This is a genomic window from uncultured Pontibacter sp. (genome assembly GCF_947492645.1).
Lineage (GTDB): Bacteria > Bacteroidota > Bacteroidia > Cytophagales > Hymenobacteraceae > Pontibacter.
In genome coordinates this window covers 121,988-145,107 of sequence record NZ_CANLMZ010000010.1, presented here as the reverse complement: position 1 = coordinate 145,107, position 23,120 = coordinate 121,988, and the positions used below count along the sequence as shown (strand labels likewise).

Below are 23,120 nucleotides of genomic sequence, written 5' to 3'. Positions count from 1 at the left end.
GGTATCTGTTATTTCGAACGCTAGTGAGAAATCTGGAGCTTTTCATAGTCATGCAATAGATCAGATTTCTCACTAGCGTTAGAAATGACAATAACACTCATACTTGGTAACGTGAAAAAATCGTCTGCTCTTATACTTTGCATTTTGCTGGGCTTTGCGCTTACGGCGCAGGCGCAGGTAGGAGGGCAGCGTGGTTTTACGTTTCTGGAGTTACCTAACAATGCTAAACAGGCTGCTTTAGGTGGCGTAAACGTTACCGCAGGAGGCCATGATGTGAACATGGTGTCGGCTAACCCCGGCTTGCTGAACCCCGAAATGGATAACCAGCTAAGTTTGAGTTATGTGGGCTACCTGGCCGATATCAAGCAAAGCAACCTTGCCTATGCTTTTAACACCACAAAGTATGGCCGCTGGGCTGTAAACCTGAATTACCTAAACTACGGGGATTTTGTGCAGCGCGACGCTACCGGCTTAGAAGAAGGTAGCTTTAATGTGAATGACTATACTTTGGGTATCACGCATGCCCGACAGGCCGATGCTTTTACCATAGGTGCTACGGCAAAAGTAGCGGTATCGAGTATGGCTGGGAACAAAGCGGTAGGTATACTTGCCGATGCCGGTGTTGCCTTTAAGCATCCTGAAAAAGACTTTACTGTCGGCCTTGCGTTTAAAAATGTGGGCTACCAGGTGAAGCCATTTGATGACGGGGAACGCCAGCCGATGCCCTGGGATGCCCAACTGGGAGTAAGCTACAAACCAGAACACATGCCCATCAGGCTTTCGCTTACCGCACATAAACTTTATCAGTTCGATGTTGTTTACTTAGACCCCAATGCTCCCGGCCAACTGGATGAAAACGGCAACGAGGTAAAAGAAGAAAAGCAGCTGGGCGATAAAATTGCACGACACTTTGTGGCAGGCGCTGAATTTGTGTTCAGTAAAAATTTTAACCTGAGAGCAGGTTACAACCACCTGCGCCGCAAAGAGCTTCGGCTGGATAATGGCGGTGGCGGAGCAGGCTTCTCGCTTGGCGGAATGTTACGCGTGCGAGCCTTCGAACTTAACTACAGCAGCGCCTTCTTTCATCCGTCCGGTGCCACCCATTATGTTACCGTTAGCACCAATACCAGCACAATTCTTAAAAAGAAAAGCAGTTAATAACGTATACGCTATGGCACCTATAAAGTACCGTAGCGTACCTTAACTTAAAGACTACTATGCTAGATTCAATAGAACACTTAACACCGGCTCAGATTGTAGCAGAGCTGGATAAATATATTATTGGGCAGAATGATGCCAAACGTAACGTGGCCATTGCGCTACGCAACCGCTGGCGCCGCATGAACGCCGACAAAAGTATACAGGGTGATATTGTGCCCAACAACATCCTGATGATTGGGGCAACCGGTGTAGGTAAAACAGAAATTGCCCGCCGCCTTGCAAAAATTGCCGATGCACCATTTACTAAAGTAGAGGCTTCTAAATTTACGGAGGTAGGCTATGTAGGCCGCGACGTAGAAAGTATGGTGCGCGACCTCGTGGAGCAGTCTGTTAACCTTGTAAAGCAAAAGAAAAAGGAAGAAGTAAAGCAGAAGGCTGCAGAAATGGTAGAGGATATCATTCTTGATGCACTTATTCCACCCATCCAGGGACGCAACAATTCTCCCGTTAGCCTGAGCGCCGACCCAAATGCGATGCCTGAAACAGACTACGAACTGAACGAGCGTACCCGTGAGAAATTCAGGGAGAAGATCAGGAACGGAGAACTGGAAGACCGTAAAATTGAAATACGGGTGCAGCAAAATGCCATGCCGGGCATGGGTGTTATGGGGCCCGGAATGGACGAGGCTTCTATGATGAACATCCAGGAGATGATCAGCGGTATGATGCCAAAGAAGACCAAGAAGCGTAAAGTAACTATCGCCGAGGCACGTAAAATTTTGCTCGAGGAAGAAGCTTCCAAACTGATCGATATGGATGAGGTAAAGGAAGAGGCCATCTTCAAAGCAGAAAACTCCGGCATTATCTTTATCGATGAGATTGATAAAGTTGCCAGCTCAAGCAAAAAAGGCGGTGGCGGACCAGATGTAAGCCGTGAAGGTGTGCAGCGCGACCTGTTACCGATAGTGGAAGGCTCTACGGTGAACACCAAGTATGGCATCATCAACACCGATCATATTCTGTTTATCGCAGCCGGCGCGTTCCACGTAGCCAAACCATCCGACCTTATTCCAGAATTGCAGGGCCGTTTCCCGATTCGTGTAGAGTTGGATAGCCTGACGAAAGATGATTTCTACCAGATCCTGAAGTTCCCGAAAAATGCCCTTACAAAACAGTATGAGGCACTCTTGGGAGCAGAAGATGTAGAGCTTACCTTTAACGACGAGGCCCTGGACGAAATAGCATCTATTGCCTACGAGGTAAACACCGAAGTAGAAAATATTGGTGCACGCCGCCTGCAAACGGTAATGAGCCGCCTGCTAAACGATATACTTTTTGATGTGCCGGATAAGATCGGAGCCAATGCCCGTATTTTAGTTGACCGCGCCATGGTGCAGGAACGCCTGTCTGATATGGTGAAAAACCGTGACCTGAGCCAGTATATACTTTAAAACCGAAGCGTGAACATTTAAGCTAGCTCCAGTCGCGCTTGTAGCGGTGTAAAGTGAATGGCGTAAAGGGCAAAAGCTTATTTATACTTCTGACCATACTTTAAAGCTGGTGTTTCTGCAAAGGCAGAGGCACCAGCTTTTTGTTTTAGAGGATACTTTTATACTTTATACTTCAGAAAGAAGGAATAACCTTTCCTGTTGCATTTCCCGTAACTCATAACTCCCAAACTCTCTAAAGATTTAACCGTGAACTACTACATCATTACCGGAGCCAGCAAAGGCATAGGCAAAGCGATAGCCGAAGAACTACTGAAAGACGAGAACAATCATGTAGTGGGCGTATCGCGCACCAATAGTATAAAGCACCCTAATTACCGTTACCAACCCCTCGACTTTTCAGATATCCCTGCCGTAGAGCATAACCTGCAAAAGGTTTTTCTGCCCTGCAAAGATGCAGAACGCTTAGTGCTGATAAACAATGCCGGTGTGCTGGGCGATATCGGTTATGTGGGAGAAGGAATGGCCAACGAGCGTTTCGAGTTTGTGTTTGATGTGAACGTGATTGTGCCAGCCATGCTGATGAACACTTTCCTGGAAGCATACCAAAACGTGCCGTGCGAGAAGGTGATTGTAAACGTTAGCTCCGGCGCCGGCAAGTACCCGATTGATGGCTGGGCTAGTTACTGCGCCTCAAAGGCAGCCTTGGATATGATGTCTCAGGCAATACAGCAGGAACAGAATGTCCGTGGAAGTGGCGTTAAAATATATGCGCTGTCGCCGGGTGTGGTAGATACAAGTATGCAGGAGCACATCCGCGAAAGTGATGCAGAAAGCTTTAGTAATATTCAGCGCTTCCGGGAGTATAAAGCTAACGGTGAGCTTGCGTCGCCTGAAGAAGTAGGTAGAAAGGTAGTGCAGTTTCTGCATAGCACCCATAAGTATAATGAAGTGCTGGTTTCTGTGCGGGATATGTAGCAAGATAAAGAAGTCAGCAGCTAAGAAGCTAGCTGGAGGTTGTATTATGGCCATACCAACACAAAAAGCCCGGCTGTGCTTGCCGGGCTTTTTTATGCTACCTGCAGATAAGAGTGATTAAGTACTTACTTAGTCGTTGATTTTGTTGCTAAATAGGTATAGTTATGCTAACTTACTATAGCTATTTAGTTAATAGTTTAAAATCTAGCTGTTTATGAAGAATCCGATCTGCCCAAAGTGCGATGCGCTACACGTAGTAAAGAGTGGCATAGTGGGTGACAGGCAACGTTATCGCTGCAAAAAATGCGGATACTACTTTACAGTAAACAAGATCGGCAAAAGTATAGACAGCTATTATGTTACCAAAGCGCTACAGCTTTACATAGAAGGCATCAGCTACCGTGAGATAGAGCGGATTTTGGGCGTAAGTCATGTATCCGTGATGAACTGGGTGCGCAAGTATAAAATAAAGGCCCCTGAGCAGACAGAGTACCATCCTACCTACAAAATAATGAACCAGGCCGAGCTGGTAGAATTTTTCAAGAACGGTGGGAACCTGAAAGGTGCTGGTATGATGATCACAGAACTTGGCGACAAGTATATGATGATTAAGTGGAAGCGGTTTAAGGAGTAACTTACCAGCTATTTGCTTTACTTCTTCTGCAGTACCGGATTCGACCACTCCTTACCCCTCCTTGCCTAATACAGAGATTCGTCTGCACGGGGCTTTTATCCCCTGCCCTGACTGAGGGCACCAATGCCAGAAATAAAAGTACAAGTAATTAAAACTGAGAAAGAACGGCAGATACCGCAAAGCGTTTGGCTCGGAAGCTATCAAGGTTATACTTAGAACAATAACCTGAACCTTATCTGAAAGGCTGAAAAACTTAATGCGAATAGACCAACTGCAGCAACATAGTATAGCTGATTTCCTATTCAAACGATATCAAGAACAGCTATAACTAAGCTTAGAAGGCTTTAGCTATACTAAATTAGCAGAAATCAACAGCAACTCATCTTTTTCCCTTAATTCTGAATAATATAGTTTGAACAAAACGGGGAAGCAGCTGACCTCTCTTTAACCTTTAAAAAGTAACCAAATGAAAAAACTGTTACTTCATGTGGTAGTAGGGCTGGTGCTCTGCTGCGCTGGGAGAGATGTAGCTGCTCAAGGCTCTACAGAGTATAGCTCAGGTATAAAAATTCCTGTCAGCCCAGATGGTGCAAAGTATATCCGTTTTATAACCTGGCACCAGGTATGGATCAGGTACAACGAGAACAATAGTGGCTCTATCCGAAACAACGAGTTCCAGGATAATACCTTTGATGTTGGCCTTCGCCGCTCCCGCTTTCTTACCTATTCTCAGATTTCTCCACGTTTCCTGATACTGCTGCACTTTGGTATAAATAACCAGAATGCCGTTAGCGGAGGCGTAAGCGCCGCCGACGGTAAAAAGCCGCAACTCTTTATCCACGATGCCTGGACAGAGTATAAAGTGTTTGATCAGTACTTGTCGTTAGGGGCTGGCCTGCATTACTGGAACGGCGTATCGCGCATGACAAATGCAAGTACGCTTAATTTTATGGCCATCGATGCACCGATTTTTAACTGGGCTACCATCGATGCTGCCGACCAGTTTGCGCGCATGTTGGGTGTTTATGCCAAAGGTAAAATCGGTAAGTTAGACTACCGCATGGCAGTAAACGATCCTTTTGTTACCAATACAGCACAGGCCATAGGGTCGGCAGCCAACTATAATCCGCGCAACAACAAGAAGGTATTTCAAGGGTACTACAATTACCAGTTTTTAGAGCAGGAATCAAACCTGTTGCCTTTTATGGTGGGTACTTACCTGGGCACTAAAAGAGTGTTTAACATCGGTGCCGGCTTTATGCACAACGAAGATGGCATGTGGCGTACCGAGCAGCGTGGGCTGGTGCAGGATACAGTAGCATCCGACATCAGTCTTTTTGGCGTTGATGCTTTTCTGGACCTGCCACTTAACCAGGAGGCAGGTACGGCGATTACGGCATATGCTGTATACCACAACTACGACTTCGGCAGAAACAACGTGCGCAGCATCGGTATCATGAACCCTGCCACAGGCGGTGGCGCTCTGCGTGGCAATGCCTTCCCGACCATTGGCACAGGCGATATACTGTATGGGCAGTTGGGATATCTGCTTCCTAAAAACCTGATTAGCGAAAAAGCCAGGCTGCAGCCCTACACCGCGTTTAGCTACGGCAACCTGGATGGCGTGCGCGACAGCAGCGGCGATAAGGTGTCGGTAAAAGTGCTGGATGTTGGCGCAAATCTGCTGCTGGAGGGCCACCACTCCAAACTAACGCTTAACTGGCGCAACCGGCCTGACTTCATTAATCCAAGCAATGTCAAGTATAGGCCCGAAATCACGTTGCAGGCTATGATTTACTTATAAGAACCTTAAAACCTGATCATACTTTAACTAAAACATCATGGAAAATAATAAAAATAGAATGCAGGAATACTGGCAGCGCAACGTCCGGATTCTACTCACGTTGTTGGGCCTTTGGTTTGCTGTGTCTTATGTGTTCGGAATACTGCTGGTAGATGAGCTGAACAGTATCAGGTTGGGCGGCTTTAAGCTCGGTTTCTGGTTTGCGCAACAGGGCTCTATTTATGTGTTCGTGCTGATCATCTTCCTTTATGTATGGCTGATGAACAAACTAGACCGCGAATTTGACGTGCACGAAGATTAATCTCCCACTATAAAAAGCTAAAACAATGGATATCTTAACCTGGACATACATTATAGTGGGCCTTTCGTTTGCCCTCTACATTGGCATCGCCATTTGGTCGCGTGCCGGCTCTACCAAAGAGTTTTACGTGGCTGGCGGTGGCGTAAGTCCGCTGGCCAACGGTATGGCAACCGCCGCCGACTGGATGTCTGCCGCCTCCTTTATTTCGATGGCTGGCCTTATCTCTTTTATGGGCTATGATGGCTCGGTGTACCTCATGGGCTGGACCGGAGGGTATGTGCTGCTGGCATTGTTGCTTGCGCCCTACCTGCGCAAGTTCGGTAAGTTTACCGTGCCTGATTTTGTGGGCGACCGCTACTACTCCAAAACAGCGCGCCTGGTAGCTGTGGTTTGTGCCATCTTTGTTTCCTTTACGTATGTGGCCGGGCAAATGCGTGGTGTTGGCATCGTGTTCTCCCGTTTCCTGGAAGTACAGATCGAGACAGGCGTAATCATTGGTATGATCATCGTGCTTTTTTATGCGGTGCTGGGCGGCATGAAAGGCATTACCTATACGCAGGTGGCGCAGTATTGCGTGCTGATCTTTGCCTACATGGTGCCTGCCATTTTTATCTCGATGATGCTTACGGGCAACCCAATCCCTCAGTTGGGCCTGGGTGGTACGCTGCAGGACGGGACTTACCTGTTAGATAAACTTGATGGCATGCTCACCGAGCTGGGCTTCACGGCTTACACCGACGGCAGCAAAGCAACCATCGATGTGTTCTTTATCACGGCTGCGCTGATGGTTGGTACAGCCGGTTTGCCACACGTAATTGTGCGTTTCTTTACTGTGCCTAAAGTAAAAGATGCCCGTAAGTCTGCGGGGTATGCGCTGGTGTTTATTGCCATACTTTATACGGCAGCTCCTGCTGTTGGCGCTTTTGGTATGTACAACATGCTGCAAACCACCAGTAACCAACCCATTGCATCTATGCCGCAATGGGTAAACAACTGGCAAAAAACAGGTCTGATTGGCGTAGACGATAAAAATGGCGATGGCCGCATACAGTACGTCAAAAATCCGGATGTAAATGAGCTGAAAATAGACAAGGACATCATGGTGCTGGCTAACCCCGAAATTGCGCAACTCCCAAACTGGGTAATCGCTCTGGTGGCGGCTGGCGGCCTGGCTGCGGCGCTTTCCACAGCTGCAGGCCTCTTGCTGGTTATCTCCACATCCATTGCCCACGACCTGCTTAAAAAATCCGTTATGACCGGCATATCCGAGAAACAGGAGCTTGTTGCAGCGCGTGTGGCAGCTACCTTTGCCGTTGTGATTGCAGGTTACTTCGGCATTAACCCTCCTGGCTTTGTGGCCGAGGTGGTGGCCTTTGCTTTTGGCCTGGCAGCCGCATCGTTCTTCCCTGTTATCATCATGGGTATTTTCTCTAAAACCATGAACAAACAAGGGGCTATCTGGGGAATGGTTACAGGCCTGGTGTTCACACTTGCCTATATTTCATACTTTAAGTTTATAAACCCTGCCGCCAACGTGCCTGAAAACTGGTTTTTACAGATATCGCCGGAAGGTATAGGTACAGTTGGCATGGTGCTTAATTTTATCGTATCTTTTGTCGTGTCCCGATTCACACCGGCCCCGCCAGCCCACATCCAGGAGCTGATCGAGGACATCCGCATACCAAGAGGTGCGGGTGAGGCTGCGGTGCATCATTAACCAGTAGTTGCTTTGTAGTTGTAAAAATTGCTGAATGGTTGCTTCTGTAGACAGTATGGAAGTAGCCATTCAGCAATTTTAACCTTATCAATTTAACCCTCCACCATGCGCGACAAAGTAAAAGGAAGGCGGTTGTTTTTTATCAGCGTACTGTTTATCGTGTTGCTCAACTTCCCCCTGATCTCCATTTTCAACGCTGCCGGAACGGTTGGTGGCTTTCCTGTGCTGTACCTATACCTTTCAGGGGTATGGCTGGCGTGTATTGCGGCTATAGGCTTTTTTATAAACAGGCAAGACCCCCGAAAAAGAAGAGATAAAGTATGAATTACTGGGTTGTTATCGGCATATCGTTTTGCTACCTGGCGCTGCTTTTCGGCTTGGCCTCGTGGGCAGAAAGGCGTTCCCTTGCTGGGCGCAGCCTGGTTAGCAACCCCTATATTTATGCTTTATCGATGGCTGTATACTGCACCGCTTGGACGTATTACGGTAGCGTGGGCAGGGCTGCATCAGGAGGATTGGAGTACTTGGCTATTTACATCGGGCCAACTTTAATGGCGCCGCTTTGGTGGGTAGTGCTGCGCAAAATCATCCGCATATGCAAAGTGCAGCGCATTACCACTCTGGCCGATTTCATCTCTTCGCGGTACGGTAAAAATATTACCCTCGGGAGCATCGTTACGGTCATTTTTGTGATGGGCATTATTCCATACATCTCTATCCAGCTTAAAGCTATTACCAGCAGCCTGAGCATGCTTACCGGGCGGGTAGGAGAGGCAGAGGCTTTCCCGGATACCTCGTTCTTTATAGCAATTGGCCTGGCGCTTTTTACCATTGTGTATGGCACACGCCACGTAGAGGCAACCGAGCGCCACGAGGGTATGGTTACGGCCATCGCCTTTGAGTCGGTGCTGAAGCTGGTGGTATTTATAGCTGCGGGCCTGTTTGTGACTTTTGGCGTTTTTAATGGCTTTGGCGATATTATGCAGCAGGCAGCGCAATTGCCTGACTTTGAGCGGCTGGTGACTTTTAATGAGGATGGAGGCTTTGCGGAGTGGTTCTGGATGGTGCTGCTCTCGATGCTGGCCATACTGCTATTGCCGCGCCAGTTCCAGGTTGCTGTAGTAGAAAACGTAAACGAGCAGCACCTGAACAAGGCCATGTGGCTGTTCCCGTTATACTTGTTTGCGATAAACATTTTTGTGCTGCCTATTGCCTTTGCCGGCGATCTGCTTTTTGCCAATGGCACCGTAGATGCTGACATGTTTGTACTGGCCATACCTTTAAGCGAAGGGCAAAGTATACTTTCGGTTTTAGTGTACCTGGGCGGTTTTTCGGCTGCTACAAGTATGGTTATTGTGTCGGTGATAGCGCTTAGCGTGATGATGAGCAACAACCTGTTTATGCCTGTGCTGGTAAGTGTGCCTGCCATCAAAAAACGTTACCAAAACAAGCTGACGGGCATCCTTATAAATAGCCGCCGTTTCTGCATTTTAGTAGTGCTTCTGCTTGCGTATATGTACTATAAAGGTGTGGCAGAGTATTACTCGCTGGTAGAGGTGGGGCTGGTGTCGTTTGCGGCGGCGGCACAGTTTGCACCAGCTGTGATAGGCGGCATTTTCTGGAAAGAGGGCACTAAAAACGGTGCGCTGACAGGTATAATCGTAGGCTCTATACTTTGGTTTTATACCTTAGTGGTGCCATCTATGGTGGGCGTAAGCATGCTGCCGACTACCATACTTACACATGGCCCTTTTGGGGTGGAGTGGCTAAAGCCTTTTGCCCTGTTTGGCCTGCAAGACATGGACTACATCTCGCATGCCATGTTCTGGACCATGTTCCTGAATACGGGGCTATACATTGGCGTATCGCTGCTTAGCCGGCAAACCTCGCAGGAGCGTAACCAGGCAGAGGTTTTTGTAGATATCTTTAAGTATTCTACTGTGTTTGAGTCATCTATAGTATGGAAAGGAACAGCTTATATACCAGATATAAAATCGCTGTTGGTAAGCTTTCTGGGCCGCAAGCGCACCGAAACCGCCATGAAAGCTTATCAGCGCAAATACCCCGCCCCAACAGACGAAACCGGTAAAGCAGATCCCAAATTAGTAACGTATGCCGAAAAGCTTTTATCTGGTGTGATCGGTTCCTCGTCCGCCAGGATCATGGTTTCATCAGTAGTAACAGAGGAGAAGATAAGCATCGAAGAGGTGCTCAACATCCTTAAAGAGTCGCAGCAACTGATATCTATTAACAACGAGCTTCGCCGGAAATCGATGGAGTTGCGCCGGGCTACCGAGCAGTTGCGTGGCGCTAACGAACGGCTAAAACAACTAGACGAGCTAAAAGATGAGTTTCTATCTACCGTTACCCACGAGCTCCGCACGCCACTTACATCAATCCGCGCCCTGTCAGAGATTTTATACGATAACCCGGATATGGAGCGCGAAGACCAGGAGCATTTCCTGCACACCATCGTAAAGGAGTCTGAGCGGCTTACCAGGCTGATTACGCAGGTGCTGGACCTGGAGCGTTTCGAGTCGGGTAAGCAACAGCTTAACCTGGTGCCGCTGCAGATGAAAGAAATAATAGACGAATCAGTAGAGGCGTTAATACAGTTAGTGCAGGAAAAGAACATCGCCTTGGTGGTAGATGTGCAGCATAACCTGCCAGCGTTTAAGGGAGATAAAGACCGCCTGATGCAGGTGTTGGTTAACCTTATCTCGAACGCCATTAAGTTTTGCAACCCAAACCAGGGGCGTGTTATCGTATCAAGCTATTACATAGACGGCGACATAAAAGTGAATGTGGCAGATAATGGAAAAGGGATAGAGCCCGAAGCCCAGAAACAAATTTTCGATAAATTTTACCAGGCAAGAAATCAGAACCTGAGAAAGCCGGAAGGCAGCGGCCTTGGCCTTGCCATCAGCAAGCAAATAATAGAATCGCACCAAGGTAGGTTGTGGGTAGAGAGTGAGCCTGGCAGCGGCGCCAGATTTTCTTTTGTGCTGCCTGTAAAAGTAACTGCCCCGGTTGCAAAAGCATAAAGCAATGAAAAAGGATACAGAAAAATTGAAGGTGTTGGTAGTGGATGATGCCCCTAGTATACTGCTGCCCCTGGAGTTCCTGATGCGCAAAAACGGGTTTAAGGTTTTTGTGGCACGTAACGGTACCGAGGCTATCGACAGCGTAAATAAAGAATTGCCAAAAGTTGTGGTGCTCGATATAATGATGCCAGACGTGGATGGCTACGAAGTATGCCGTTATATCCGCAAAAAGGAAGAAATGAAAGACTCTAAAGTTATTTTCCTGAGTGCTAAAACAAAGGAGGCCGACATAAAAAAAGGCTACGAAGTAGGGGCGGACCTTTACATTCCAAAGCCCTTCTCGCCTCGCTTCCTGATGGAGAAGATAAAAGAACTGTCAGCCAGCTGACGTATATCTTATAAAATGCCTGAGACTATGGAGACCAAGACCAAGAAACCAAGCGCTTATGTAGAGGCCTATGGCAAAAGTATAGCCGACCCGGAAGGCTTCTGGGGCGAGCAAGCCGGGCAGATTGCCTGGTACAAGCAGCCAGAGCAGATACTTACCACCGACGAAAACGGTTTTTACCGCTGGTTTAAAGGCGGGAAACTGAACACCGCCTACCTTGCCCTGGACTATCATGTAGAAAATGGACGCGCCGACCAAACAGCCCTGATCTATGACTCGCCGGTTACAAATACGATTCGCAAGTATAGTTACCGGGAGCTACGCGACATGGTGGCACGCTTTGCCGGTGCCATGAGCGGGCTAGGGGTAAGCAAAGGCGATACAGTAGTGATTTACATGCCTGTGATACCGGAGGCTGTGGTGGCCATGCTTGCCTGCGCGCGGTTGGGTGCCATACACTCGGTTGTTTTTGGTGGCTTTGCTCCCCATGAGCTGTGCGTGCGCATTGATGACGCGAAACCTAAAATCGTTATCTCCGCCTCTTGCGGCATCGAGTTCGAAAAGCACATACCCTACAAACCGCTGCTGGATAAAGCCCTGGAAGTTAGTAAGCATCAGCCTGATCATACAATTATTTTTCAGCGCCCTTACGTGGAGGCTGCCATGCAACCTGGCCGCGACCTTGATTACATGGAGCTGCTGCAAAATACCGGGCCCGCGGATTGTGTTCCTGTAGATGCGCACGACCCGCTGTACATACTATACACATCGGGTACTACAGGCAAACCCAAAGGCATTGTGCGCGACAACGGGGGGCATGCGGTGGCACTAAAGTATAGCATGCAGGCGGTGTACGGTGTAGACCCCGGGGATGTGTTCTGGGCTGCTTCGGATGTGGGCTGGGCAGTAGGGCATTCATACTTAGTATACGCACCACTTATTCATGGCTGCACCACCGTGCTGTTCGAGGGTAAGCCTGTGCGTACTCCAGATGCCGGCACGTTTTGGCGCATTATCAAGCAGCACGATGTAAAAGTACTTTTTACGGCACCAACTGCCATACGCGCCATCAAAAAAGAAGACCCGGAGGGGCATCATAAAAGACGTTTCGACTTGCCTTCGCTAAAGTACCTGTTCCTGGCCGGGGAACGCTGCGATGTGGCTACTTACTATTGGGTAAAAGACCTGCTCAGAGTGCCGGTGATTGACCATTGGTGGCAAACTGAATCAGGGTGGCCAATGGTGGCAAATATGGTAGGCTACGGGTTGGTACCTCCTGAGCCGGGCTCTGCCGGCTTGCCTGTGTGCGGGTATAAAGTTGAGATACTGGGAGAAGATGGCAAAGAGCTTATTCCGGCGCAGGAAGGGTATGTAGCTGTTAAACTGCCGCTGCCTCCGGGCTGCCTGCCAACGCTGTGGGAAGACGATGAACGTTTCCGGAAATCATACTTAGACCGCTTTCCCGGGTACTACATGACCGGCGATGGCGGCTACATGGATGAAGACGGTTATATATACATTATGGGCCGCATTGATGATGTGATCAACGTATCGGGGCACCGCCTCTCTACCGGCGAAATGGAAGAAATGGTAGCCGCCCACCATGCTGTTGCCGAATGTGCTGTAGTGGGCATTGCAGACGAGTTGCGCGGACAGCGGCCAATAGGTTTGGTAGTACTCAAGGATGGGCAACTGATCAAAGAAGAGCAACTGGAACAGGAACTAGTGGCGCTGATACGTGAGAAAATTGGTGCGGTGGCATACTTTAGGAATGTGCTCGTAGTGCCGCGACTGCCCAAAACACGCTCAGGCAAAATACTGCGTAAAATTATGCGTAACATTGCCGACGGCGACCACTATGCCATCCCGTCTACCATAGACGATCCGGCCATACTAACCGAGATTCACGACAAGCTGAAATCAAGGTCTATTGGCAAAGCATTTATACTTTAGATGATTTGCACATGGTACGCCATACAAGCATTACTTCTACCCCTCACCGGGAAGAGGTATTATATGCAAAAGTAAAATTCTCCTCTCCAGGGGGCGGGGTAGCGTAAAACACTCCGAAGTAAAAATAAAACTGTAGAACTAAACTGATACCTAATAACAACTAAACCTATCTAAGCGATGACAAATTTTCAAGTCAAAACATACGACGAGTACCAGCAGGCTTACAAGCGTAGTATAGAAGACCCTGAAGGATTTTGGAGCGAAATTGCAAGCACCTTTACCTGGCGAAAAAAATGGAACACTACCCTGGAGTGGAACTTTGAGGAGCCCAATGTAAAGTGGTTTAAAGGTGGTAAATTGAACATCACCGAAAACTGCCTGGACCGCCACCTGAAAACGCGTGGCAACAAACTGGCCCTGATCTGGGAGCCCAACGACCCGAAGGAAAGGTTTGTGCGCTATACTTACCGCGAGCTGCACGAGAAAGTATGCCAGTTTGCGAACGTGCTGAAGAAGAACGGCGCCAAAAAAGGAGACCGCATCTGCATTTACATGCCCATGATTCCGGAGCTTGCTTTTGCTGTACTGGCCTGTGCCAGGATAGGTGCCATTCACTCGGTAGTGTTTGCAGGCTTCTCGGCTGTAAGTATGGCCGATAGAATTAACGATGCCCAATGCAGCATGGTGCTTACTTCGGATGGCCTTAACCGGGGCACAAAGCAAATTCCGGTAAAGCGCGTGGTAGACGAAGCACTTGAAAGTTGCTCATCAGTAGAGAAGGTAATTGTGGTGGAGCGCCTGGGCTGGGCTGTAAACATGGAAGAAGGCCGCGATGTGTGGTACCACGACGAGGTGAAGGATGTTAGCAAAGACTGCCCCGCCGAGGAGATGGATGCTGAAGACATGCTGTTTATACTTTATACTTCGGGCTCTACGGGCAAACCAAAAGGAGTGGTGCACACCTGCGGCGGCTACATGGTGTATGCCCAGTACAGTTTCTCAAATGTGTTCCAGTACGAAGAAAGCGATATTTACTGGTGTACTGCTGATATAGGCTGGATTACAGGCCATACCTACCTGCTTTACGGGCCTTTACTGTCGGGGGCTACCACGTTGCTTTTTGAGGGCGTGCCTACTTACCCGGACATGGGCCGTTTCTGGCAAGTATGCGATAAGTTTGGCGTAACCATTTTCTATACTGCACCAACAGCCATCCGTTCGCTAATGGGCGGCGACATAGACGATGTGCTCTCCTACAGCCTGGACTCGCTTAAAGTGTTGGGCTCTGTTGGGGAACCTATAAACGAGGAAGCCTGGCATTGGTACCACACCCACGTAGGCAAAGAGCGTTGCCCGGTTGTGGATACCTGGTGGCAAACCGAAACAGGCGGCATCATGATTTCGTCGCTGGCAAACGTAACGCCTATAAAACCAGCGCATGCAGCCTTCCCGCTACCTGGCATCCAGCCAATACTGGTAGATAGCGAAGGCAAAGAAATAACCGATAATGAGGTAGAAGGTTACTTGTGCATGAAGTTTCCGTGGCCAGGCATGATACGCACCACCTACGGCGACCATGAGCGCTGCCGCCTGAGCTACTTCTCTACTTACAAAGGTTTATACTTTACCGGCGATGGCGCCAAGCGCGATCAAAACGGCCTGTACCGCATTATCGGCCGCGTAGATGATGTGATCAACGTATCCGGGCACCGCTTTGGTACTGCCGAGATCGAAGAAGCCATCAACCACAATGTGCATGTAATCGAATCTGCTGTAGTTGGCTACCCGCACGATGTAAAAGGGCAAGGCATTTACGCTTTCGTGATCTGCAAAGACAGACCGGAAAACGACGAGTGGCTGCGTGCCGAGATCATCGAAACTGTAGTGGAAAAAATAGGGAAGATCGCCAAACCGGATAAGATACAGATCGTGAGTGGCCTGCCAAAAACGCGTTCAGGCAAGATCATGCGCCGCATCCTGCGCAAAGTAGCCGAAGGCGACGTGTCCAACCTCGGCGATACATCTACTTTACTCGATCCTGCTGTGGTAGACGAGATTGTAGAAGGATCGTTGAGCAAAGCAAAAGTTTAATTAAGGATAGTTTAATTTAATGCCAAAAGTCCTGCCGCACCAGTAGCAGGACTTTTGTTTTGCCTCTCCCTGACCTCTGATTGTTTCCGGTACTGCATCTCCCTCACCTGTTATTAGAGGAGGGCCAGGGTAAGGTATTGCAAAGCCACAGCCAAACCTGTAACTTAACAAGTATAAACCACCGCTATGAAACCCTCCAACGCCATACAAGAACGGGTACTTGAGTTCCTGGTAAAATATCCGCCGTTTAACCTGGTAAAGCCGGAAAAACTACAGCAACTGGCAGCGCAGGTGCGGGTTTTGTACCTAGAGCTGGAACAAGTGCTTTTCTCGCAAGGCGATGCGGCGCATTTATACTTTTATATTGTGCGGCAAGGATCGGTGAGGCTGGAACAGCAAGATACAGGCGGCAACAAAAGGCTGGTGGATGTATGCGATGAAGGCGACGTGTTTGGAGTGCGTGCCCTGATTGCGAAAAAAGACTATTCCTCTACAGCCACCGCTGCCGAAGAATCGCTGGTGTATGGTGTATCGATAAAGCTTTTTGAGCCTGTGCTTCACGAAAGCCCCGAGGTGGCTTTATACTTTGCAGCCGGCTTTGCGGCAGGGGCATCGGTGCAGCATGGCCGAATGCAGGAAACAAACCAGGCCCGGCGCGGCCTGAAAAGCCAATTGGGATTGCCGCTGCCCCTGCACCTGGAAGATGTGCTGGCCGTAGATACTTCTCAGGGGCTTATAAGTTGCTCGCCTGAAACCTCGCTGCGCCTGGCTGCCCAGATCATGAGCGACAAAGACTCCAGTTTTATGATGGTGGTGGATGATGCGCAAAAGCCCTTGGGTATACTTACCGACACCGATATGCGTAAGCGGGTAGTGGCAGGGCATGTAAGTATAGATGATCCGGTAACGGCTATCATGTCGTCGCCGGTGGTAAGTATACAGCCAAACCCGCACATGGCCGAAGCGTTGATTGCCATGATGCGGCATAAGATAAAGCACCTCTGCATTACCGCCGACGGAAGTATAAACACAGCCGTACAAGGCGTTGTAACGGAGCACGACCTGTTGCTGGCGCAGGGCAATAACCCGGCGGTGCTGGTGCAGGAAATCCGGCAAACCAGAAGTATAGATAACTTGCCCGCATTGCGAAACCGTGCCGAAGAGCTGCTGCAAAAATACCTGGAGCAGGAGGTAAGTATAGCCTTTGTCGCCAATATCATCACCGAGATAAACGATGCACTTATAGTGCGGGCCTTACAACATGCCGAAACTATACTTGGCGAGCCGCCTTTGCAGTATTGCTGGCTAAGCATTGGCAGCGAAGGGCGCGAAGAGCAACTGTTGCGCACCGACCAGGACAATGCGCTGGTGTTTGAAGACCTGCATGCCGCCGGCGAAAAAGAAGCACAAGTATACTTCCTGAAGCTGGCAGGTATCGTGAATGACACGCTGGAGAAAAGCGGATTTGAGAGGTGCCCGGCCAACATGATGGGTAGCAACCCGAAGTGGTGCCAGCCGCTGCACGCCTGGAAACAGCATTTCTATACCTGGATACACGAGCCCACCGAAGAGGCGCTGCTCCATACTTCTATCTTCTTCGATTACCGCCCCGTGTACGGCGATTTTAAACTGGCTACGCAGCTAACCGATTACATTTACGAGCACATACAACAGGAACGGATTTTCCTGCCATACCTGGCCAAGCATGCGCTGCAAACACCGCCGCCGCTTAGCTTTTTCCGCAATTTTGTAGTAGAACGCGGCGGCGAGCACAAAGACCAGTTCGACATAAAACTACGCGCCATGACGCCCCTGGTAGATGCTGCCCGCGTACTGACGCTGGACAACCGCGTGGCCGGAATGAACAATACTTTTAAGCGCTTTGAGAAGCTTGCGGAGCTGGAACCCCATAACGCCGACCTGTACCGCGAGGCCGCCATGGCCTACGAAATTATGATGCGTTACCGCGCCCTGAACGGACTGCGCAACCGCAACTCGGGCCGCTACCTGAACCCGCAGGAACTGAACAAACTGGAACGACAAACGCTGCGCAACACCTTTAAGCCCATCAGCGATGTGCAGGAGCTGCTGCAGGTGCGCTTTCAACTTAGCTATTTAGGCTGATGGCGAACTGGCTACACAAACTTTTTACCCGTCCGCCGCAGGCCGCTCCTCACGACCCGGAGTTCTGGAAAATCTACATCCAAAGTATAAACAGCCAGCCTGCTGCGGCTACTCCACTACAGGATGCCGTATTTGTTGTGTTTGATACCGAAACCACCGGCCTGGATACTAAAACAGATAAGGTGCTAAGTATAGGGGCCGTAAAAGTGCAGGGGCAGCAGGTGCTGGTGCAGGATAGTCTGGAGTGCCTGGTGCACCAGGAAGTGGAGTTGGGCAACAAGAGCCCTGAGGTGCATGGCATACTTCCCTCGCAGGTGCAGGAGCAGGGACTAACCGAGCAGGAGGCGCTGCAGGCTTTTTTATACTTTGCTGGCAACGCCATACTGGTAGGCCACCACGTAAAGTTCGATACCGACATGCTGAACGGCATGCTCCGGCGCAGCGGCATACAGGGCAAACTGCTGAACCGAAGTATAGATACCGCCCAATTGGCCCAGCGCCTTGAGCGTTTCCGCCACAGCCCCGACAGCTTCAACCGCTCCGATTACAGCCTCGACGCCCTCAGCCAAAAGTATAACCTGCCCACCGAAGCCCGCCACACCGCCCCCGGCGACGCTTTTACCACCGCCATACTTTTGCTAAAGCTGCTGGCGCTGGCTAAAAAACGGGGGATAAAGACGGTGGGGGAGTTGGTGAGGTAAGAATATTTGCCTACACGATTACGGTTATCTGTAGATTTCGACAAAAAAGCGTATGTTTATTACGTTTATACAGTAGTTAGCGGTCAGCGCAGAATACTATTTAGAGGCTAAACAAACTGAAAGAGAATAATATTGGAATGAAGAAGTTGTTAATTCTTTTTATTGTATTCGGTTTTTCAATATGTAGACTGTATTCTCAAGACAAAACAGTTAAAGGAAGGGTGATTGATAATAATTTCGAGACTTTGCCATACGTGTCAATTATAATAAATGACACAGTTGAAGTCGGCAGAACAGATTTAAATGGTTTTTTCCAAATCGAGATTCCTGTTTCCGTGAAAAGACTAATGTTTGGTACTGTTGGAATAGATTGGGCATCTATAGAGCTTGAAGATAAGTGTGATGAAGTAGAGGTTGTATTGATGTTAAGCGGTACACATGATTTTATAACTATCAAGAAGGTAGATAGAATCCGAATGAAAAGATTTAAGAAGCTACCACAATTACATAAGGAAGCATTTGAGAAAGGTATATTTAAAACAGATAAGGCCTGTTATACACGAGAGTTTATACCTGATTATAAGAAAAAATTAAAGTAAAAAAACTCCGAACCGCTAACAAGGTGCATAATTTAGGTCTCGGCTACGCCTTACCCACATTATAGCACGAGCACGTTACCTGTCAATTCAATTATGAATTTTGAGAACATTTAAATTAGTTAATTCAGCAGTACTGTTCTTTGAGATATTCCTTTGTATTGCAGGATTCTTTGGACTGCATGTTACATTTGGCCACGGGCTTGGAGATTTATTCTACTTTGCCATACTTTACCTTTTAACAATCATTCACTTAGTCTGGACATTTAGAATCAGGAAAGCTAGTAAAGAAAGTTTTATACTACCAATAATAGTATTTTCGATTGTTGCACTTCTCTTTAGTTTAAAGGCAACTGTTTGGCGTGGACCAGAATACTCTTGGAAAAACAGGAAGTTGTTTTACGACTACAATCAGAATGAAACCGACGTAGTAGTTATTGAATAAAGGAAGAAAATCATCAGGTAACCACACCTATAGTGCATTAAAATGCACCATAGCTTAATCCGTTGGGCTAAATTAGAAAGTATAGAATGAGAACAATTTTAGCTATGTGTCTTGTGGTGTTGCTGTCTGCTTGCTCTCTCGGAAGAGAAGAAGAGTCAGAAGTGTCATTGCCGCAAGTCGGGACCTTGGCTGCTACTGACTCATTACTAATGGAAATTACGTTTAGGGGTGCAAGCCCTGTAGCTTCAAAGCTATTCTACAGCCTCAAAAAGAACGGTGAGGGCAAGACTGACCTTTACCGCTATACGCACCGTCTTAAAGACAACAAACTGCTTGTAATGAAAAAGGAAGTACCCACTACCTCTACCTTGCTACAAGTGGTAAAAAACGAGACAGAGCTTTTAAAGAAAGCAGAAACAATAGACGGTTATCAAGTGCATTGGCTGGACGGTGACTACTGGTCTATAGCTATTCATGATAGCAAGGGAATGAGAACTTACAGCTATCCTGAATTATACCAACAGCCAGACAACCCAGAAACTAAGCTGGTAAAAGACTTAATAAACCAGTTTGACAGGGAGTATGAAGTTAAGAAAGGGCGCTGGGACATGAAACTAAAACAAGGAAAGTACACCAACCATGGCGGTGAGGTTATGGAAATAAAATAACTCAGCCCAACCAAGTATAGCAGTACTGCTTCGGCTACGCATTGCAATCTGCTATACCAGCACGTTGGCGGTCAAGCAGACAATAAAAAAGCAGATAGAAAATAATGATAAATCAAGAAATTGCTCGAATACAAATCAGGTCAAATACTAAAGTCCTTCTTACAGGTATTGTAACTGTTTTTGTTCTCTCCTTACTTGTTTGGGAGCATTTTCAGGGTGGGGTCGCCAGTCATCATATTCTACAACAACAAGACCTGCCTGCAATCTCCAACTGGTGGAACGGATTAATGCTTCCTACTCTTACATGGTTTCTTATAGGTAGGACGGAAAAGAGAATTGGTAAACAACTTCCACAGGGACAGCAAACAAATCATCTACAAAGACAGGCTATAAGACTTTTTATAACAGGTTTGGGCTTAGGGGTTTTAATAGCAGCTTCATTCACGAATGGGTACAGCCTCTTTTTAGATAATGTACCTTACATCATATTAGTGCTCAGCTTAATTATTCCCATATACTATGCTGAGTTCATCTTAGGCTTCATTCTTAGCATGACCTTTACCTTTGGGGCAATATTGCCAACCATTTTCATACTTATACTGGCAGCTATTGGAATTCTTACCTATAAATTTATCAGACCGGTGATTATAAAGCTGACAATGAAATTGAAAAGTAGTTTGAATAAAAGCCCGAACCGATAACAAGGTGTATGGAAAATAGCGGGTGCAGTAGTAAATCAAAAGTCTTTGCTTCTATTCCGCTACTGCCCATACACTAACACCGTCACTAATAATTAAAACAACATTTTAAAATAGCTATGAGACTTAAGGCTTTATTATCCGCTTGGTTTCTGTTTTTAATTATTACTATAAGCTATGCTCAAACGAGCGTAAATCAGAAAGCAGTAAAGATGTATCGTGACGGAGTAGGTAAGCTTTATACAGTAGCCCAAAAAGATAGTATAAGAGACCTTGGGTATCCTATTTCCACTTCTGGTAATGGAACCACTATAGGAGATACTACTTTTATTGATTTTAAAATTATGCCCCAGAAGAGTGATTTTGTCTTAAAATACGAAAACAAAGAGTTACCATCATTTTCACTAAAGACGCTGGATGGCAAAATAATCGATTTAAATTCTTTGAAAGGCAAAGTGGTTATGGTTAACTTTTGGTCAACCACGTGTAACCCCTGCATTTTTGAAATGCCAGAATTAAACAAGCTAAAAGAAATGTATAAGGACGTAGTTTTCTTAGCCCCTGCACCTGAAAACCCAACAAAAATTAAGAAGCTCTTAACTAAGCACCCTTTTGAGTTTCTTATTTTACCAAATGCACAAGAATTATTTGACAAATGGGGAATAGAAAGCTACCCAATAAATTTCTTTGTTGATAAGGAAGGAATAATTCGGGTAGTAAAAGAAGGTACACCAATATTAAATGAAAGAGACGAAAAAGGACAAGTACAGATTGCTTTGATTCAATCTTACGCACCTATCTTAGATTATCTTACTAAACAAGAATAAACAATTGGTAAAAAGGTGTAAATGCCATCCTTCAGCCGACGCTTACACTAACACCATTATAATATAACAAACCCAAACCATGCCAAGAAAAGCATTTACCGCAGAAGGGGCAGTAGCCGTAGGCCCATATTCACATGCCGTGGAGGCTGGAGACCTTGTTTTCCTCTCAGGGCAAACACCGATTGATGCAGAAACAGGAAAACTAGTAGAAGGCGATATTGCAGCACAAACGGAACAATGTTTTAAAAATCTATTTACTGTGCTGGCTGCAGCTGGCTTAACTCCTGATGATGTAGTAAAGGTAAATGTATTTTTAACAGATATGGCCAATTTTGCAGCCATGAACGCCGTGTACGAAAGACAGTTTGCAGCGCCTTACCCTGCCCGCACCACCATAGGTGTAGCCTCCCTGCCGCTGGGCGCGCAAGTAGAACTGGAGATGATTGCCAGGAGAGGCTGATTTTATACTTTTGACAGAGGATTTAAGCGCCAATAAAGTGAACCCACACGTAACAGCCTACATCGAGAATGCCGGAGCACAGCAAGAGATGATGCAGGCAATCCGCCAGTTGATACATGAAAGCGTGCCCAACGCGACAGAAGAGTTTAAGTGGAGCAGGCCTGTATTCCGATCCGATAAAGATTTCGCCTACCTCAAAACTGCCAAGGGATATGTGTCGTTGGGCTTTTTTAACTTCCAGAAGCTGAACGATACACAAAACCTGCTGCAAGGCACCGGCAAAGATATGCGGCACATCAAAATCAAAAGTATAGCTGATATCAACAGCCAGTTGCTTCAGGAGTGGTTTAAGGCTGCTTCGGTTTAAACTGAGCAATATTACCTTCAAAACCTCTTACCTTTGCAGCAGCAACATTACAAGCTATGATCGACGAGACACACAACCCCTGGACTACCCTGTCCAGCCGGGATATTTACCAGAACCCCTGGATTAAAGTGCGCGAAGACCAGGTGCTGAACCCAAAAGGCGGCAAAGGCATCTATGGTGTGGTAAGTATGAAAAACAAAGCCATCGGTATTATTCCGATAGACGACGAAGGTTATACTTACCTGATCGGCCAATACCGCTACCCGCTAAACGAGTACAGTTGGGAAATACCAATGGGTGGTGGCTTGGTAGAGAACGACATCCTGGAATCGGCGAAGCGTGAGCTGCAGGAAGAAACTGGCTTTACTGCTGCCAAGTGGACGAATATCTGCCGCCTGCATACTTCCAATTCCGTAACCGACGAAGAAGGCTTTGTTTTCCTGGCACAGGAGCTTACCCCCGGCGAAACCGCTTTTGAAGAAACCGAAGAGCTGCACATTAGAAAAGTACATTTCAGAGAAGCCGTGCGCATGGCCATGAACAACGAGATAACCGACGCCATCAGCGTAGCCGGTATACTTAAGGCGCATATCATGTTGCAGCAGGAAGGGCAGAAGTAGGCTTGTAAATCTAACCCACTCCTACCCCCTCTGAGGAGGGAAATTTCTGCGGGTGCTATTCTTGATCTATAGTTTCATTGTTAACTGTATTAAGC

At 47.5% G+C, this 23,120-nt stretch carries 22 protein-coding genes; all 22 read left to right on the top strand.

The window, feature by feature from the left end:
• Positions 1-84: 84 nt before the first annotated feature.
• The gene (gene porQ, locus Q1A23_RS16140; protein ID WP_299825124.1) at positions 85-1,158 is read left to right on the top strand and encodes a type IX secretion system protein PorQ; all 1,074 of its coding nucleotides are present in this window, start codon (positions 85-87) and stop codon (positions 1,156-1,158) included.
• Positions 1,159-1,217: 59 nt separating this feature from the next.
• Complete coding sequence (gene hslU, locus Q1A23_RS16135) at positions 1,218-2,612, top strand: ATP-dependent protease ATPase subunit HslU (RefSeq protein WP_299825122.1); 1,395 nt, start codon at positions 1,218-1,220, stop codon at positions 2,610-2,612.
• Between the two features lie 246 nt (positions 2,613-2,858).
• Positions 2,859-3,587 (top strand): SDR family NAD(P)-dependent oxidoreductase, encoded by a 729-nt coding sequence (locus Q1A23_RS16130; RefSeq protein ID WP_299825120.1) that lies wholly within the window; start codon positions 2,859-2,861, stop codon positions 3,585-3,587.
• Between the two features lie 214 nt (positions 3,588-3,801).
• Entirely contained in the window at positions 3,802-4,221 is a 420-nt protein-coding gene (locus tag Q1A23_RS16125) for a helix-turn-helix domain-containing protein (RefSeq protein WP_299825118.1), read from the top strand.
• Between the two features lie 466 nt (positions 4,222-4,687).
• Complete coding sequence (locus tag Q1A23_RS16120) at positions 4,688-6,025, top strand: hypothetical protein (protein ID WP_299825116.1); 1,338 nt, start codon at positions 4,688-4,690, stop codon at positions 6,023-6,025.
• Between the two features lie 37 nt (positions 6,026-6,062).
• The gene (locus tag Q1A23_RS16115) at positions 6,063-6,326 is read left to right on the top strand and encodes a DUF4212 domain-containing protein (RefSeq protein ID WP_299825114.1); all 264 of its coding nucleotides are present in this window, start codon (positions 6,063-6,065) and stop codon (positions 6,324-6,326) included.
• Positions 6,327-6,351: 25 nt separating this feature from the next.
• Positions 6,352-8,043 carry a sodium:solute symporter family protein gene (locus Q1A23_RS16110; protein ID WP_299825112.1) on the top strand — a complete coding sequence of 564 codons (1,692 nt, stop codon included), beginning with the start codon at positions 6,352-6,354 and terminating at the stop codon, positions 8,041-8,043.
• 105 nt (positions 8,044-8,148) lie between these two features.
• Entirely contained in the window at positions 8,149-8,367 is a 219-nt protein-coding gene (locus Q1A23_RS16105) for a hypothetical protein (protein ID WP_299825110.1), read from the top strand.
• The gene (locus Q1A23_RS16100) at positions 8,364-11,087 is read left to right on the top strand and encodes a sensor histidine kinase (RefSeq protein ID WP_299825109.1); all 2,724 of its coding nucleotides are present in this window, start codon (positions 8,364-8,366) and stop codon (positions 11,085-11,087) included. Before Q1A23_RS16105 ends, Q1A23_RS16100 begins: the two co-directional genes overlap by 4 nt.
• A gap of 4 nt (positions 11,088-11,091) precedes the next feature.
• Positions 11,092-11,475 (top strand): response regulator, encoded by a 384-nt coding sequence (locus Q1A23_RS16095; protein ID WP_299825108.1) that lies wholly within the window; start codon positions 11,092-11,094, stop codon positions 11,473-11,475.
• 15 nt (positions 11,476-11,490) lie between these two features.
• Entirely contained in the window at positions 11,491-13,428 is a 1,938-nt protein-coding gene (locus Q1A23_RS16090) for a propionyl-CoA synthetase (RefSeq protein ID WP_299825107.1), read from the top strand.
• A gap of 177 nt (positions 13,429-13,605) precedes the next feature.
• A complete protein-coding gene (gene acs / locus Q1A23_RS16085; protein WP_299825106.1) occupies positions 13,606-15,519 on the top strand; it encodes an acetate--CoA ligase in 1,914 nt (637 codons plus the stop codon).
• Positions 15,520-15,705: 186 nt separating this feature from the next.
• Entirely contained in the window at positions 15,706-17,643 is a 1,938-nt protein-coding gene (locus Q1A23_RS16080) for a DUF294 nucleotidyltransferase-like domain-containing protein (protein ID WP_299825104.1), read from the top strand.
• Positions 17,643-18,344, top strand: coding sequence for a 3'-5' exonuclease (locus Q1A23_RS16075; protein ID WP_299825102.1), 702 nt, complete (start codon positions 17,643-17,645; stop codon positions 18,342-18,344). The genes Q1A23_RS16080 and Q1A23_RS16075 overlap by 1 nt, the downstream gene beginning before the upstream one ends.
• A 137-nt stretch (positions 18,345-18,481) precedes the next feature.
• Positions 18,482-18,943: a hypothetical protein gene (locus tag Q1A23_RS16070; RefSeq protein WP_299825101.1), complete on the top strand. Its 462-nt coding sequence runs from the start codon at positions 18,482-18,484 to the stop codon at positions 18,941-18,943.
• A gap of 100 nt (positions 18,944-19,043) precedes the next feature.
• On the top strand, positions 19,044-19,385 hold the full coding sequence (locus Q1A23_RS16065) for a hypothetical protein (RefSeq protein WP_299825099.1): 342 nt from the start codon (positions 19,044-19,046) through the stop codon (positions 19,383-19,385).
• Positions 19,386-19,471: 86 nt separating this feature from the next.
• On the top strand, positions 19,472-20,053 hold the full coding sequence (locus tag Q1A23_RS16060) for a hypothetical protein (RefSeq protein ID WP_299825098.1): 582 nt from the start codon (positions 19,472-19,474) through the stop codon (positions 20,051-20,053).
• 104 nt (positions 20,054-20,157) lie between these two features.
• Positions 20,158-20,754 (top strand): hypothetical protein, encoded by a 597-nt coding sequence (locus Q1A23_RS16055; RefSeq protein ID WP_299825097.1) that lies wholly within the window; start codon positions 20,158-20,160, stop codon positions 20,752-20,754.
• 116 nt (positions 20,755-20,870) lie between these two features.
• Positions 20,871-21,578 carry a TlpA disulfide reductase family protein gene (locus Q1A23_RS16050; protein WP_299825095.1) on the top strand — a complete coding sequence of 236 codons (708 nt, stop codon included), beginning with the start codon at positions 20,871-20,873 and terminating at the stop codon, positions 21,576-21,578.
• A 79-nt stretch (positions 21,579-21,657) separates the two neighbouring features.
• On the top strand, positions 21,658-22,038 hold the full coding sequence (locus tag Q1A23_RS16045) for a Rid family detoxifying hydrolase (protein WP_299825094.1): 381 nt from the start codon (positions 21,658-21,660) through the stop codon (positions 22,036-22,038).
• 10 nt (positions 22,039-22,048) lie between these two features.
• Positions 22,049-22,405, top strand: a complete 357-nt coding sequence (locus Q1A23_RS16040) for a DUF1801 domain-containing protein (protein ID WP_299825092.1) — start codon at positions 22,049-22,051, stop codon at positions 22,403-22,405.
• 56 nt (positions 22,406-22,461) lie between these two features.
• Positions 22,462-23,025 carry an NUDIX hydrolase gene (locus tag Q1A23_RS16035; protein ID WP_299825090.1) on the top strand — a complete coding sequence of 188 codons (564 nt, stop codon included), beginning with the start codon at positions 22,462-22,464 and terminating at the stop codon, positions 23,023-23,025.
• Positions 23,026-23,120 lie beyond the last annotated feature (95 nt).

Excerpts from the sequence above, each read along its gene's own strand:
- Q1A23_RS16035 (WP_299825090.1), top strand. The coding sequence starts at position 22,462 with ATGATCGACGAGACACACAACCCCTGGACTACCCTGTCCAGCCGGGAT.
- Q1A23_RS16070 (WP_299825101.1), top strand. The coding sequence starts at position 18,482 with ATGAAGAAGTTGTTAATTCTTTTTATTGTATTCGGTTTTTCAATATGT.
- Q1A23_RS16100 (WP_299825109.1), top strand. The coding sequence starts at position 8,364 with ATGAATTACTGGGTTGTTATCGGCATATCGTTTTGCTACCTGGCGCTG.
- Q1A23_RS16120 (WP_299825116.1), top strand. The coding sequence starts at position 4,688 with ATGAAAAAACTGTTACTTCATGTGGTAGTAGGGCTGGTGCTCTGCTGC.
- Q1A23_RS16055 (WP_299825097.1), top strand. The coding sequence starts at position 20,158 with ATGATAAATCAAGAAATTGCTCGAATACAAATCAGGTCAAATACTAAA.
- Q1A23_RS16080 (WP_299825104.1), top strand. The coding sequence starts at position 15,706 with ATGAAACCCTCCAACGCCATACAAGAACGGGTACTTGAGTTCCTGGTA.
- Q1A23_RS16115 (WP_299825114.1), top strand. The coding sequence starts at position 6,063 with ATGGAAAATAATAAAAATAGAATGCAGGAATACTGGCAGCGCAACGTC.
- Q1A23_RS16095 (WP_299825108.1), top strand. The coding sequence starts at position 11,092 with ATGAAAAAGGATACAGAAAAATTGAAGGTGTTGGTAGTGGATGATGCC.
- Q1A23_RS16090 (WP_299825107.1), top strand. The coding sequence starts at position 11,491 with ATGCCTGAGACTATGGAGACCAAGACCAAGAAACCAAGCGCTTATGTA.
- acs (WP_299825106.1), top strand. The coding sequence starts at position 13,606 with ATGACAAATTTTCAAGTCAAAACATACGACGAGTACCAGCAGGCTTAC.
- Q1A23_RS16060 (WP_299825098.1), top strand. The coding sequence starts at position 19,472 with ATGAGAACAATTTTAGCTATGTGTCTTGTGGTGTTGCTGTCTGCTTGC.
- Q1A23_RS16105 (WP_299825110.1), top strand. The coding sequence starts at position 8,149 with ATGCGCGACAAAGTAAAAGGAAGGCGGTTGTTTTTTATCAGCGTACTG.
- hslU (WP_299825122.1), top strand. The coding sequence starts at position 1,218 with ATGCTAGATTCAATAGAACACTTAACACCGGCTCAGATTGTAGCAGAG.
- porQ (WP_299825124.1), top strand. The coding sequence starts at position 85 with ATGACAATAACACTCATACTTGGTAACGTGAAAAAATCGTCTGCTCTT.
- Q1A23_RS16125 (WP_299825118.1), top strand. The coding sequence starts at position 3,802 with ATGAAGAATCCGATCTGCCCAAAGTGCGATGCGCTACACGTAGTAAAG.
- Q1A23_RS16075 (WP_299825102.1), top strand. The coding sequence starts at position 17,643 with ATGGCGAACTGGCTACACAAACTTTTTACCCGTCCGCCGCAGGCCGCT.
- Q1A23_RS16110 (WP_299825112.1), top strand. The coding sequence starts at position 6,352 with ATGGATATCTTAACCTGGACATACATTATAGTGGGCCTTTCGTTTGCC.
- Q1A23_RS16050 (WP_299825095.1), top strand. The coding sequence starts at position 20,871 with ATGAGACTTAAGGCTTTATTATCCGCTTGGTTTCTGTTTTTAATTATT.
- Q1A23_RS16045 (WP_299825094.1), top strand. The coding sequence starts at position 21,658 with ATGCCAAGAAAAGCATTTACCGCAGAAGGGGCAGTAGCCGTAGGCCCA.